Origin of the sequence: Sphingopyxis sp. BSN-002 (genome assembly GCF_022024275.1) — a bacterium.
Classification (GTDB): Bacteria; Pseudomonadota; Alphaproteobacteria; order Sphingomonadales; family Sphingomonadaceae; genus Sphingopyxis.
Window position 1 is genome coordinate 303,571 of the sequence record NZ_CP091804.1, and the last position, 13,320, is coordinate 316,890.

Below are 13,320 nucleotides of genomic sequence, written 5' to 3' on the forward strand. Positions count from 1 at the left end.
TCCCTCATTCGCCGAGCATCTCGCGCAGCCTGCCGCGCGCACGATAGAGGCGCGTCTCGATCGCCTTCTCGCTGATACCCAGCATCTCCGCCGCCTCCGACTGGCTGAGTTCCTCGACGCCGCGCAATACGATGACTTCGCGAAGACTGGACGGCAGATCGGCGATCGCCTGCTGTACTCGGGCCAATTGGGCGCGGTCGGCAGCCTCCGCTTCGACAGTCGGGCCCTCACCGGCGACGTCATATGCAGCTTCAAGAGGAAGTGCGCGGGTGAAGAACGACCGGACCGCACGGCGGCGCGCCCAGTCGCGGCATTTGTTGAGCGCGATGCGCGAAATCCAGATGCGAAACGGCCGCTCGCCATCATAACGGCCAAGCGCCGCGAAGCCGGCGACAAAGCTCTCCTGCGTCAGGTCCATCGCCTCATTCTCGTCGCCGACATTGCTGCGGATCAGGCGAAAGACGGCAGCCTTATAGCGCGCCAGAAATTCGCGATACGCATCCTGCCGACCGGAAAGGGCAAGCGCCGCGAGATCGCGGTCGCTGCATTGCGACAGATCGACAGTCACCTCGCATCGGCGGTCAGCGCCTTGACCACAACCTTGTCGAACATCGCGGCCTGATCGCGATCGAGAACGCTGCGCATCGCGAAGAGGTGGCGGAGCGTCTCCTTCTGCAATTCGCCCATCACCTCGTGCGTCTCGTCGATCGCCTTGGTCACGCGCGGACCGTAGCCATGCTCGGCATCGATCGCCTGCGCCAGACGGATGTTCGACGCCCGCATTTCGAGTTCGAGCGCTTCGCGCCGCCCGGAATATTGCGCCTCGATCGCCTGCAGCCGCTTTTCCTGATCAACGGAAAGCGTCAGTTCGCGGTGCAGCAGCGTATGCAGTTCGGCCTCGCTCGGCTTGGGCGCGTCGACAAGCAGCCGGCCGACGAAAACGCCGGCGAGCGCCGCGAGAAACGCGATGAAGCCGATGATTGCCACCCGGCGCGCGGCGGTCATCAGCGTGCGTCCAATATGGCGGACGGCGCGAGGGGGCTCGCGGGGATCAACGGCGTCAGCGGGCTTGCCGCAACAGCGCTCGGCACGAACACGCTGCCTGCAACCATTCCGCCGCCAAGCGAAAAGAGCGCCGCAACCGCCATCAGACGGCGCGTCGCCGCGGCTTCGGCCTTGCGGACGGAAAGCGCGACGAGCACGCGATCGTCCAGCGCATCGAGCGCCGACGGCAGCGCGGCTGCATTCAATTTCCGAAGCTCTACGTCCATCACCGTCTCACTGGTCCTTTCAGCAGGTTATACGCACGCGAACGCCGCACCCCTCACCCTCGCCCGATACTGCCCCGATCCATTTCTTCGAGGGCTGCAACATCGCCATGCGTATTAGCAGCATGACCATGTGACTGGAGCCTTTTATGATCAAGCTTTCCCTCTCCCCCCTTGCCGGCCTCGCCGCCGCCGCAGCGGCGCTCGCGCTTTCGCCGACGGCTGCGCTGGCGCATGCGAAACTTGTCGCCTCGACCCCAGCAGCGAATGCCAAGGTCGCGAAGGTGGCCTCGATCCAGCTCAAGTTCAGCGAAAAGCTGATCGCCTCGACCGTAAAGGCCGAACTGGTCATGACCGGCATGCCCGGCATGGCCGATCACCCGCCGATGAAGATCGCCATCGGCTCTGCGATGGGCAAGGACGGCAAGTCGTTGACGCTCACCCCGAAGCGCGCGCTCGTCCCCGGCACCTACAAGGTCAAATGGTCAGCTGCGGGGGCCGATACGCACCGCATGGGCAGCGAATTCAGCTTCACGGTGAAATAGGACGATGGCCGACACCCTCATGATCGGCATCAGGTTCCTCCTTTTCGCGGACCTGATGCTGATCTTGGGGCTGGCGGCATTCCCGCTTTACGCGCTCGGCCGCCTTGAGGGTGACGTGACCGGCATTACCGCCGGGTTCGCGGTCGCGCAGCCCTGGCTGTGTGGCGTCGGTTTCCTCGCGTCGCTCGGTGGGATGCTCACTCTCACTGCGAGTATGCAGGGCGTCGCCGTCGGCGATGTCGCGCCGGCAATGTTCGTCTCGATGGCGACCGAAACCGAGGTCGGCAGAGCATGGATCGCAAGGATGCTGGCGCTGGGTGTGGCGATCGTCGCGGCCGGGCAGCTCCGCAGGCGGCCGTCGGGCGCCGGCATCATATTGACCCTCGCATCGGCAATCGCCCTGGCAAGCCTCGCCTGGTCCGGTCACGCCGCCGCCAGCGAAGGGCTTGCGGGAACCATCCATCGCGCCGCCGACGCGCTCCATATGATCGCCGCCGGGATATGGCTCGGCGCCATCGCCGCGTTTCTCGTTCTTCTCCGTCCCGCAGCCGATGATGGCGAGCAGCCGAGGTTTCGCATAGCAGCGCAAAGTCTCGAGCGCTTCGCCCGGGTCGGCACCGGCTGCGTGATCGCGATCGCCGCAACCGGCCTGATCAACTTCGAAATCATTGTGGGACTGGACAGCGCGAGCCGCGTGCTTCGCTCAACCTACGGATATCTGCTCATCGCCAAGCTTCTGCTCTTTTCAGGCATGCTCGCGTTGGCCGCTCTGAACCGCTGGCGGCTGACCCCGGCCCTTGCCGACACAGATGGCAGGCCTTCGAGCACTGCAATTCGCCGCAGCCTTGCGCTCGAGGCGAGCGCTGCCGCCAGCATCCTTGCTCTTGTCGCGATACTCGGGACGCTTGAACCCTGATCCCTCCCGCCGCCTGTCCGGCCTGCCTTGGCTGTTGGGGGCGGTCGATCTCGCGGCTGGAAGAATCGAAAGCCGTCACGGCCAAAACTTGAAGACTTCCAGGCAATTCCCGGCATGCAACCCGGCCCATTCCAACCCTTCCGGCTCCGTTCGTTGCGTTTCCTTCCGCTTCTGATAACCGTTGAGCGAGGGAGGGCTTATGGGCGACGAGGCGGCAAAATGGTCAGCTGTGCAGGGGCTGTTCGATCAATTGGTCGACCTGCCACCGTCCGATCAGGATCGCTTGCTCGACCGGTCCGATGCTCCAGCCGAAGTCGTTGCCAAAGCCAGGGCCATGCTCATCGCCGACCGCGCCGCAGGGGTACTCGACCGGGGGTCGCCGTTGTTTGCCGGCGAGCAGGAACCCGCGGGCGACTTTACATCGCTTGCCACCGGACAGGTCATCGGAGGCTTCACGATCGACGCCCATCTGGGTCGCGGCGGCATGGGCGAAGTCTATCTGGCGCATCGCACGACCGACGATTTCGTCCAGACGGTTGCGATCAAGCTGTTGCGCATCGAGGCATCGGATCGTGCCCAGCTTTTTTCCCGCGAGCGCCGCCTGCTCGCCAGCCTGAATCATCCCAATATCGCCCGGTTGATCGACGGCGGCGTGTCAGCGGACGGTCGGCCCTATATGGTGATGGACTATGTCGACGGACAACCGATCGACGTCTTCGTCCGCGAGCATGAAACGGATCTTGCCAACCGCCTGCGGCTGTTTGGCGACATATGCGATGCGGTGGCCTATGCTCACGCCCACCTTGTGGTGCACCGTGACCTTAAGCCGTCTAACATCATGATCGACGGAACGGGTGAGGTGAAACTGCTCGATTTCGGAATCGCCAAGCTGATCGACGGCGATTTTGCGGCGCCCGAGACAACCCAGGCGATGCTGACGCCTGATTATGCCGCGCCGGAGCAATTGGGCGGCGAACAGGTAACGGTTTCAACCGATGTCTATGCCCTCGGCACCATATTGTTTCAGCTGCTCACAGGCAGTTCGCCATGGCAACGCGACGGCAGCTCGGTTCCGATGATGGTGCGACGCATCCTGCAGGAGGATCCCCCGCTGCCGAGCAAGATTGCCGCGCGCGAGGGAGCGCCGGTCCGCGCGCAAGCGATCGGCGGCGATCTGGATGCCATCATATTGAAGGCGATGCGGCGCGACCCCGATCAGCGCTATGGAAGCGTGTCCGATCTGGCCGACGACGTCGCACGGCATCTGGCCCTGAAGCCCGTCAAGGCACGCGAGGGAACGACGCGCTATCGGTTCGGGCGTTTTGTGCGCCGCAACAAGCTGGCGGTGACGGCGGGCGCGGCGGCCGTTACCGCGCTGCTCGTAGGCGTGGGCGGCATCGTCTGGCAATCGCATCAGACCGCGATCGAGCGCGACCTCGCGCAGGATGCGGCGCGACGCTCGGCATCGATCAACCAGATGTTGCAGATCATGCTGCGCGACACCGCGGAAGCTGATGTCGGGGACGAGGTGACGGTCAAGCAGATGCTCAACTCGACCGCCGATCGCCTGGTCAATTCCGTCGATACCAGCGCAGACTCGGCGACACTCGTGTCGACCCTGTTCGACCTCTACATCAACCTCGAGGATCCGGTCGGTGCCGACGCGCTGATCACCAAGGCGATGGCGCGCGGCATCGGCAAGAGCGACGCCGTGGCAACGGCGCAGTTGAAGGTCCGCGCCGCGGCTTCGGCTGCATCCTTGGGAAAGATCGACGCCATGGCGCCGCTCATCGATGCCGCCGAGCCGGTCTTTCGAACCGATCCCGTCCGGTTTCGCCGTGAGCTGGTGGATGTAAACCTGACTCGCGCACAGCTGTTTCGCCGGACCGGTCGGATCGAAGACGCCATCACGCTGCTGACGCACACGCTCGACAACGCCGACATCGCCTATGCCGACAATTATCGCGACCGGATGACGGTCTACAACAATCTGCTCGCCTATATGATCGAGGCGAATCAGGTCGATGCGATGCCCGCTATCTTCGACCGGGCGGACAAGATTACAGCTGCGAACAAGCAAGGCGACAGCACCCTGGCGCTGGCCATGGACCAGCTGAAAGCCGTGCGCTTCGCCAAGCTGGACCAGCCTGCCCGCGCCGAGCCGATCCTCCAGCGTGTCATCGCGCGTCGCCGTGCGGCATTCGGCCGATCGGCCGGGCTCGCGGTCGATCTGTTTCATCTTGGCCGCGTCAAGATTTCGCTCGGCAAATATAGGGAAGCCAGCCTGCTGCTCGGCGAGTCCTGGCCTATGGCGAACGAGAAGCTCAGCCCGGCTGCGCAGCCGACGCTGATCATCGGGGGAACATTGATCGAAGCGCTGGCCGAAACGGGCGATATCGCGCAGGCGAATGTCGTGCTCGGAAAAGTCGATCAGATCCTGAAAGATATGCCCTCCGGACCGGTGAACGCCATCGTCGATCGCGCAAGGGCAATCACGCTGCTCAAGATGGGGCGCGTCGCCGAAGCCACAGCCGCTGCCGACCGGGCGGAGGCGATCTTCAAGGCGATGGGCCCAACCGGCGAAACCTATCTGAAAGCGTTTCCCGCGCTCCGCAAACGACTGGCGGCTGGACGCTAGGCGAAAATTCAGGCCGCCATTTCAACGTGGATCCACGCGCGCGCCTGCACCCACCAGCGCCGCACTGTGCGATCAGAGACGCCAAGCACCGCCGCCGTCTCTTTCTCGTCGAGGCCCGCAAAAAAGCGACAATCGACCACCTTGGCAAGATTGGCGTCGACCTCGGACAAGGCTTTCAGCGCTTCGCCCAGTTTCACGATCTCGGCATCCTCCGGGATCGCGGCGGCCATCGAATCGAGGCTTTGCGTGAAGCTGTAGGATGGAGCATCGCGTTTCGATGCCATACGCGCACGCGCGGCATCGATCAGGATATGGCGGATCGCGGTCGCCGCGCAGCCCAGAAAATGCGACTGGCTCTCCCAGCCATCGCGGCGCTGCAATTTGACATAGGCCTCATTGATCAGCGCCGTCGGCTGAAGTGTCTGGGGCTGACCGGCCCGAAAATGCTCACGCCGCGCGATGACCCGAAGCTCGCTGTAAAGGAGCGCGATCAGGTCATCGGCCCTTCCGGGAAAATCGGACGCCGCACTCGTATCGGGGTCGATCGACTTTCTCCGCACCTGCCATGGGACCACCCGATGGGTCCATCAAATTTATGCGGACCGATCAGCGCTTTGGCAAGCGGCAAAGAGCCTTAAGGACCGACGCCCGGGCGCGATCAGGCTCCGAGATCCCGCGCAAGCGCGAGTGCCTGCTCTTTCGACGAGGGGCTGGAGGGCAGCGTGATGACCGCGAATTTGTCGTCGCCGATGAACACGCCCAGCGAGTCGATCTTGGCGGTCCAGAAAGCCGATTTACCGAGCCCCTCGACAGGCTCGACCGTCGCGCCGAACGCCTCCGAAGATTCCTTCGTGGTTTTCAGCGTGAGGGCCATTGCCTCCGGCGTGTTGTCGCTGATCGGCGACCAGCGCAGCAGGACCGTCGCGCGGCTGCCATCCTCCATGATATAGCTGCATTCGGACGTGGTCGCGTCGCCACCGCCGCTGGAGACATGGACCAGACCCAGGCTGGCCTCGGCAACTGGCTTGCCCGCCGTCTTGGCCATCTTGGCCTTGTCGACCATCGCGCAGGCGTCGGCGGCGTTCCAGTCCGCGGGGGCGGCACCCTTCGCATCGGCTCGTTCACCGGTTTTGGCGGCGTCGCCCGATTGGCCGCAACCCGCCAGCGCCAGCGAGCCGGCGACGAGGGCAATGGATAAGCATGTCTTCATGATAGTCGGTCCTTTTCAAGCGACGGCGGTGTCAGCCGCAGGTCCCGGCGCGATTGCCCGTGCGATCGGCGGCGTAGAAATCGAAATAGCCGATGAGCGACGGATCGGCATTTCGTCCGATGCCGATCAGTTCGCGACCATTGGGGCTCATCCCGAAATAGGCGCGATGCTTGATCGGCGATCCGTCGAGACCGATTTCGGTCATGCTGAGGATCATCGTGCGGCCCTTGATGACGCCCGTAACCCGGCCCTGAAGCAACTCGTAGCATCCGGTTACCTGATCGCCCTGTTGCGTCAGGCTGATCTTCCCCCAGCCGCTATGTCCCTGATACGTGCCCGTCACATTGGGCATTTTCGCCACGTTGGTCAGTTGCTTTCCGTAACCGTGAAAGCCGGTGAGCGCCGAATATTCGTCGCCGGCATAGTTATCGACGACGGTCAGACGCACCCAGCGCCCGACGGGCAGGAATTCGGGGTCGAAGGAAAAGCTCTGATTTTTCTTGAGCGGCTTCAGCGTCACCGCGGCGACGGTTTCGAAACCGCTGGTGGACGAGGTGTCGGACACTTCGACCGTCACCGATCTCACTGCTTTTGCATCGCGATTGAGCGGGCCGGCGTCGAAGGAGATACGGCTGAGTTCGGTACGCTCCGCCAGTTCGAGAACGAACACGGGCGACGGCGAGGCCTGCCCGGTCCAGTCGGTTATGTCAGACCCGTCGATCAGGTTGAGCGGGCTGCTGTCCATCTGGCTGATCAGAACATCGTCGGGGTAGGCAACGAGACGAGCACCCTCGGCAAAGGCGAAGAGGTCGGGTTCGCCCTTGGTCTGCGCGGCGACGATGCCCGTTCCGGCAAACATTGCTGCCGCTCCGATCAGAGCGGCGGATAATGTGCGAAGTCCGGTCATATTGAGAATGTCCTTTCGATCGGAGGCAGGTATTGGCGTAGGGTCGGCCTATTGCGGGTCCCTGGTTTTTCCGGCTGCGGTCAAAATGTCCCGAACCAACCCGATAGGGTCGGCGTTCGCCGGTCCGGGGGTTTCGCCCCTGGTCCCGGCTTTTCCGATGACGGTGCGTACGACAGTCTCGGCATCCTGCACGCGCCGGGCGCCTTTCGCGCCGAGCACGCTCGTGGCGAGGTCGGCGACGCTGCGGTCACCGATCGATTGCGACGGCGTATAGGCCGGGTCGGTCGCATAGGGATCGACGGCTGCGGGTTCGGCATAGGGGTCCGCCGCCGCATCCCCTTGATCATAAGCGGCTTCATCATAGGCACCATCAGCGTCCGTCGGCAGTTCGGCGGCGTCTTCGGCCGCGAACTGGGCGTGGGCCGGGACGGCTGTCAGACCGGCGGCGGTCATCAGGGCAAAAGTCACCCAGAACATTGGTCGCATGATCTTCACTCCCTCGATAAGCGCCCCGGAGGACGGGGTCGTCCTTCCCAACTAGACGGCGCCGCGCATCCAAAGCGGACACGGGCGAGCCCGATTTCTACCGGATGGGTCGGGGTTGTTTGCCAAGCTTGACCTGCTTGGCGACCAGCGCGGCCTCCGCCGCTGATTGCCGGAGCTTGGAATCGTCGATTTCCTTCTGGAATTTGGGCACGAACTCCTTGTTGACCTGCTGGTTGATCTTCATCGTCCCGAGCTCCGGGGTCGTCTGGGCAATCTGCGCCGCGCGCGGCCCCATCTGCGCCGCCAACGCCGCCACATTGTCGAAGCACAGACTGTCGTTGCACTGCTTCGTCCAGATCGCCTGCGCCAAGGTGCCCATCGCGCTAGAAACGTCCTGCGATTTGCGTGCTTGCGCATCGGCGACATAGGATTGCGCGCGCTTTTTCGCTTCGACGAAGAGCGGCAGCATCGACTGGTACAGCGCCTTTTCGTCGCCGTCCGGATTGTCGGCGTCCATCTTCCTGCCTTCGAAGATCACCTTGTTCTGCGCCAGCCTGACGCCGAACTTGCAGGTCTCGTCGATGCACTTGGGGAGCCAGAGCGCCTCGAAATCCAGACCCCATTGCTCGACCCGTCCCAGGAATATGGACTGGGCCCCATTCGGGGTAAACCGGAACTCGTTCGAGCAGACCGTTCCCTCGTGACATTCGAACTTCAATCCGTCCGAAGGTACGGTCACGGCAAGCTGCGGGAACCATACCGGCCAGTCCACCTTTGCGCCCCATACCGCGAGATCGATGAACAGCCGCGCGTTCAGACCGGGCGTCAGCGTGAACTGGATGCCATATTGCGGATTGCCGATCAGGAATTCGGCGGCGCCATTCTTCAGCGCCACCGGTACGGTCGTCGTCCCTGCGGGCAGGGTAACGGCCTTGTTGCCTGCAAATCTGTCGGTCAGCGTCAACGACAGCAAGGTCGAGTCCATCCGGACATCGACCGCGGGAAAGACCTGCGCGCCCAATATCCCGAAATTGCCCCGTCCGCCGAGCAGATCGAGCTGTTCGAGGATGAAAGGCGCCGAGGGGCCGGGCACTCCCGGCTGGGGCGGTTTGAACTGCCCATTGGCAAAGGACCCCGGCAGCAGCGTAGTGAGATCGTAATCGACCAGCGGAATATCGATCGGGCCGATCTGCCCGACCAGCGGCAACTTGGCGCCGACACCTGCGTGAGCGTCGAAACTGGCAACCAGTTCCTTGCCGTTATAGACAAGATTGCCCGGCAGTCCGGTCGCGGCATAATCCGCTGCGCTTCCGTCGATCGTCGCGATCTGCGTCGTCACTGCGCCGCTCGGCACGTTGTTCTTCAGCGCATAATCATAGGTGCCGGTCAGCTGGATCGGGAAACGCAGGCCGAACTTGTATCCGAAGCCCGCAGACACTTTTGCATAATAGGTCTGCTTGCAGCCCACGAGGCACCATTTGATCGTGGTCTGGACACCCTGACTCCATTCGAAATCGCGCCCCAATGTAAAGCCGGCCAGATATGTATGCGTACCAAGCGGGTAAGAGGCGCTGACGTCTTCCACTTTCGGCGCCGGTGGCGGCGCCGGCGTGGCCGGTTCCTGCGGCTCGGCGCTGGTGGGCACATAGAAGACCTGTTCGATCTGATGCTCGCTGCTGTTGATCAGTTCGCCGGTGAGGGTCGTGTCATCCATCGCCTCCAGTCGCGCAATTTCGGCTTCGCCGACCGCCGCAACCAGTTCCGCCCGCTTTGCCGGGTTTGCCAGCTGCGCCCGAAATTCGGCGATGCGGTTGTCGATATCCTGCCCGACCTGCGCACGCCGCGCACGGGCATCGGAGAGCGCCTTCGCGCGCCGACCGGGGTCGCGAACGAACCGGAGACTTCCGGTCTTCGCATAGCTGTTGTCGATCTCGGCGGGGGAGGATCGGGTGAAGCAGGATATGCCCGTGGCCGCTATCCGCGCCCGGTTGCTTTCGGTGGCGCATGCGCCGGGCTTGAAACTGTAGGACAGGAAGTCGCGAACGACGACTCCCCTGCCCACTTCAAAGGCCGTCAGGTCCCCCGGCCGGACCTCGACCAGATCGGGAAGGCCTGCCAATCGCTTTGACACGTTGACCAGCGCCATCGGATTGGCGAGCATCTTGCGGAAGTCGAGCTGCGACTTGCCGACTTTGATCGTCGGATTGACGCGCAGCTGCTCGCCGCTGATTTGCCGCGTTACCGGCAGGCTCCTGATCATGTCGCCGAACCGGCCGGGCCGCAGGGTGACCGACCCTGCCAATGGCAATGTCTGGCCGTCGGCCGGCGGGACGATTTCACTGGCCAGCACATCGGGCTGGGATCCGGGGCGCGGACGCACGGGCGTCGGTGGCCGCCGGTCGGGTTGTACAATAGCGGGCGCCGGGCGCGGAGGCTCATCCCGGACGTCGTCGGACGTCGTGATGACCGGCGGTCGCCGGCGTGCGTCTCCTGTCGGAGGCGTCGTCACGACCGGGGGACGTCGTCGAAGGTCGGCCCCGTCGGTGGCGGGCGTCGTGATGACCGGCGGCCGCCGCCGTACTTCCGGGGCGGGTGCATCGGACGCGGGAGTTGTCGTACCGGGGCGCGGGCGTACCGGTCCCGTCGGCCCGATCGGCGGAGGCGTACGCCGGGGCTGCCCCGTGTCGGGCGCGGTCGCAGTGTCCGGCGAGGTGATAACGGGCGCCCTCCTCCGCGGGACGACACGCACCGGTTCGGGGGCGATTTCAGGCGGAGAGTTGACGACGGGAGGGCGGCGGCGCGGCGCGACCTCCTCGCGAGGAGGTGCGGTCTCGGGCGGCGGCGATGTGATCACCGGCGCGCGCCGGATTTGCGGCGGCGCGGGCGTAGTAACGGGCGTGGTGACGGCCGGTGGAATACGCCTGATCTGCCCCGGCCTGCGCGGCGGTGTCGGGGCGGGCGTCGTCCCTTCCGCGGTGTCGACGCGGACCTCCTCCTCCGTCGGAGCGGGAGCGGGTGCGGGCGCCGGGACGACGATCGGTCTGATGATCCGGCGCGGCGGATCCTGGGCTACAGCTCCCGTTGCACCGAGAAACGCAAAAAGACCTGCCAAGGCGGTATAGCTGCCGGTGCGAAGAAAAATCGGATCCCTCATCATATCCCTCCAGGACAACCGTGCGTGGCACTGCGAGACGATCGGCAGCACGGCTATCGAGTGAGACGAGGAAGTGGCGCGAAAGCGGACTCTTGCGTGCAAATGGGCTCGGAACCCTGGAATAGGCCAAGACAGAGCCGCCATGGAACCATGGCCACTCCGACCGATCCCAGTCACTCGACATCGAGCGGAGGCAGGTCGACTACTGACATGACGCCGACGTCGAGGCGCTGCGATTCCGGGAAGGCCGCGTTATATGAGCGTTCGGCTGACATCAGGCGACCGGGCGCTTCCCTGCAATGCCAATCGCATAATGCCAATCGCATCCGGCTCCTCGACGATCGGATACCGCCATGCGGCCCGGAGGCCTGTTTCCCCGCCTCTCGCGACGATCGCCGACGCGGGCTTGTGGCCGTGGCGCAGAATGCTTTGAAGGTTTCCGCCCGACCCTGTACGGGCACGGATTGGTCGCTTCCATCGCCTCGTGCTCGGCTTCCGCGCCCAGCCATTTCGTACAAAGACAGATCGCCGGGATTCTGAATTCGATGAATTATCGCCACAGCTTTCATGCCGGCAACAGCGCCGATGTCGTAAAGCACAGCCTGCTGATCGCCCTCGTGCGGGCGTTGCAGCAAAAGCCGGGCGCGCTGACCCTGATCGACACCCATGCCGGTTGCGGGCTGTACGACCTTGGCGGCGATGAGGCGAGGCGCACCGGCGAGGCTACGCAGGGCGTAGTGCGCGCCTTCGCCGACACGAACCCCTTGCTGGACGACTATCGCGCCGCCGTGCAGGCGGTAAATGCCGGGGAGGAGCCGCACCTCTACCCCGGATCGCCGCGCTTCCTGGCGCAGCTTCTGCGTCCGCAGGATTTTCTGATCCTGAACGAGAAACATCCCGAAGACGTCTATGCCCTGCGCGGCGCGATGCGCGGCACATCTGCCGCCGTCCATCAGCGCGACGCCTACGAGCTTTGGCTGGCGATGCTGCCGCCCCGCACCGCGCGCGGCGTGGTGGTGGTCGACCCGCCGTACGAGCAGACCGATGAACGCGAACGTATCACCGCCACCCTCGCCGCCGCGCACCGCAAATGGGCGCATGGCGTGACGGTGATCTGGTATCCGCTGAAAGATCGCGCCACGCATGTGCGGTGGAAGGCGCAGCTACGCAAGCTTGGCATCCCGAAGTTTCTGGTGGTGGAGCATTGGTTGTACGATGGCGATCAGCCAGACATCTATAACGGCGCGGGCCTCTTTATCGTCAACCCGCCTTACGCCTTCACGCAGGCGCTGCCGCCTCAGCTGGAAGCCTTGCGCGCGGCGCTGGCGCCGGAAGGGCATAGGGGGGAAATCACGGCCGACTGGTTGGACGACTGAGATAAATCCTCATTTTCCCGTTATCCCGTAGGCCTGATTTCGACCACAGACCACCGCCCCGGCGCATGGCCGAGGTGGCGTGTGGTCTCGTCAGTTGATCGTGACCAGCGAGGGTGCGCTGAGCGCTCCGACGACTGCACCGACGATCAGGAACAGCACGATATACACGACGACGACGACGACGGTGTAGACGAGCGCCTTGTCTTGCGGCGCCTTCATCAGCACCGGCAGGCCGAGATACAACAGATACAGACCGTAGAGCGCGAAGAGGATGCCGATCGGAGCAATCGCGGGGAGAATCCCGAAGAGGCCACCGACCCAACCGGCGGTTCCGGCGTAAGCGGCAACCTTCAGCGCCTGAACCTGATTTTTCTCGCCGCCGAAGTTCGGCGCGAGAGCGTCGATGACCAGCGCGAGGGCGAAGGTGGTGGCCAGCGACAGCGCGTAGGAAACGACCGCCAGCACCAAAGCGCTACCCAGCGGCGGATGATAGGTGACCCCGAACATTGTGATCCCGAAAACCTGCTGCCCGATGAAGCCCGCGATCGGACCGAGCGCAGCGAGTACGAGCACATAGGGCACATATATCGACTGTGTCGTCGCGGGTTCGGCCGCGATTACCGGCCAGGTTTCCGTCGGCTTGAGAAGGATATCCTTCGCGCGCGATATGATGCCCGATGCCGCGGGCGGCAGATTGTTCGAAGGTGCGTCAGTCATGCAATGCGTCTCCCCTGATCAAGGCGGCCCGCCGACCGGTAGGTCGCGCAGAAGCCGGGAGGGCAAATTAGCCCGAACGGCCAATGCATCTGTAACCATGGTC

General features: G+C 64.0%; 13 protein-coding genes. 4 read left to right on the top strand and 9 right to left on the bottom strand.

Translation table 11 applies throughout. The features are described from left to right. Window positions 1–4: 4 nt before the first annotated feature. From L7H23_RS01665 to L7H23_RS01675, 3 genes are read right to left on the bottom strand one after another with little or no spacing between them, the layout of a single operon-like run. Window positions 5–568, bottom strand: coding sequence for an RNA polymerase sigma factor (locus L7H23_RS01665; RefSeq protein WP_237837630.1), 564 nt, complete (start codon window positions 566–568; stop codon window positions 5–7). Continuing rightward, on the bottom strand, window positions 565–1,005 hold the full coding sequence (locus L7H23_RS01670; RefSeq protein WP_237837631.1) for a periplasmic heavy metal sensor: 441 nt from the start codon (window positions 1,003–1,005) through the stop codon (window positions 565–567). Before L7H23_RS01670 ends, L7H23_RS01665 begins: the two co-directional genes overlap by 4 nt. Further along, entirely contained in the window at window positions 1,005–1,271 is a 267-nt protein-coding gene (locus L7H23_RS01675) for a hypothetical protein (RefSeq protein WP_237837632.1), read from the bottom strand. The genes L7H23_RS01670 and L7H23_RS01675 overlap by 1 nt, the downstream gene beginning before the upstream one ends. Before the next feature lie 146 nt (window positions 1,272–1,417). Between L7H23_RS01675 and copC the strand changes: the two genes are divergently transcribed. From copC to L7H23_RS01690, 3 genes are all read left to right on the top strand, one after another. After that, a complete protein-coding gene (gene copC, locus L7H23_RS01680) occupies window positions 1,418–1,813 on the top strand; it encodes a copper homeostasis periplasmic binding protein CopC (protein ID WP_237837633.1) in 396 nt (131 codons plus the stop codon). 4 nt (window positions 1,814–1,817) lie between these two features. Then, window positions 1,818–2,729, top strand: a complete 912-nt coding sequence (copD, locus tag L7H23_RS01685) for a copper homeostasis membrane protein CopD (RefSeq protein ID WP_237837634.1) — start codon at window positions 1,818–1,820, stop codon at window positions 2,727–2,729. Between the two features lie 199 nt (window positions 2,730–2,928). Further along, complete coding sequence (locus L7H23_RS01690) at window positions 2,929–5,367, top strand: serine/threonine-protein kinase (protein WP_237837635.1); 2,439 nt, start codon at window positions 2,929–2,931, stop codon at window positions 5,365–5,367. Between the two features lie 8 nt (window positions 5,368–5,375). On the opposite strand, the gene L7H23_RS01695 is transcribed toward L7H23_RS01690, so the two are convergent. From L7H23_RS01695 to L7H23_RS01715, 5 genes are all read right to left on the bottom strand, one after another. Beyond that, window positions 5,376–5,942: an ECF-type sigma factor gene (locus tag L7H23_RS01695; RefSeq protein WP_237837636.1), complete on the bottom strand. Its 567-nt coding sequence runs from the start codon at window positions 5,940–5,942 to the stop codon at window positions 5,376–5,378. A gap of 83 nt (window positions 5,943–6,025) precedes the next feature. Then, window positions 6,026–6,577, bottom strand: coding sequence for a hypothetical protein (locus L7H23_RS01700; RefSeq protein ID WP_237837637.1), 552 nt, complete (start codon window positions 6,575–6,577; stop codon window positions 6,026–6,028). A 31-nt stretch (window positions 6,578–6,608) separates the two neighbouring features. Continuing rightward, on the bottom strand, window positions 6,609–7,484 hold the full coding sequence (locus L7H23_RS01705; protein WP_237837638.1) for a discoidin domain-containing protein: 876 nt from the start codon (window positions 7,482–7,484) through the stop codon (window positions 6,609–6,611). A 48-nt stretch (window positions 7,485–7,532) separates the two neighbouring features. Then, window positions 7,533–7,970 (bottom strand): hypothetical protein, encoded by a 438-nt coding sequence (locus tag L7H23_RS01710; RefSeq protein WP_237837639.1) that lies wholly within the window; start codon window positions 7,968–7,970, stop codon window positions 7,533–7,535. Between the two features lie 97 nt (window positions 7,971–8,067). Beyond that, window positions 8,068–10,320 carry a hypothetical protein gene (locus L7H23_RS01715; RefSeq protein ID WP_237837640.1) on the bottom strand — a complete coding sequence of 751 codons (2,253 nt, stop codon included), beginning with the start codon at window positions 10,318–10,320 and terminating at the stop codon, window positions 8,068–8,070. Window positions 10,321–11,669: 1,349 nt separating this feature from the next. On the opposite strand from L7H23_RS01715, the gene rlmJ reads away from it, so the two are divergent. Further along, window positions 11,670–12,500, top strand: coding sequence for a 23S rRNA (adenine(2030)-N(6))-methyltransferase RlmJ (gene rlmJ, locus L7H23_RS01720; RefSeq protein WP_237837641.1), 831 nt, complete (start codon window positions 11,670–11,672; stop codon window positions 12,498–12,500). 90 nt (window positions 12,501–12,590) lie between these two features. Here the strand turns inward: rlmJ and L7H23_RS01725 are convergent, their stop codons facing one another. Then, on the bottom strand, window positions 12,591–13,217 hold the full coding sequence (locus L7H23_RS01725) for a Yip1 family protein (RefSeq protein ID WP_237837642.1): 627 nt from the start codon (window positions 13,215–13,217) through the stop codon (window positions 12,591–12,593). Between the last annotated feature and the right edge of the window lie 103 nt (window positions 13,218–13,320).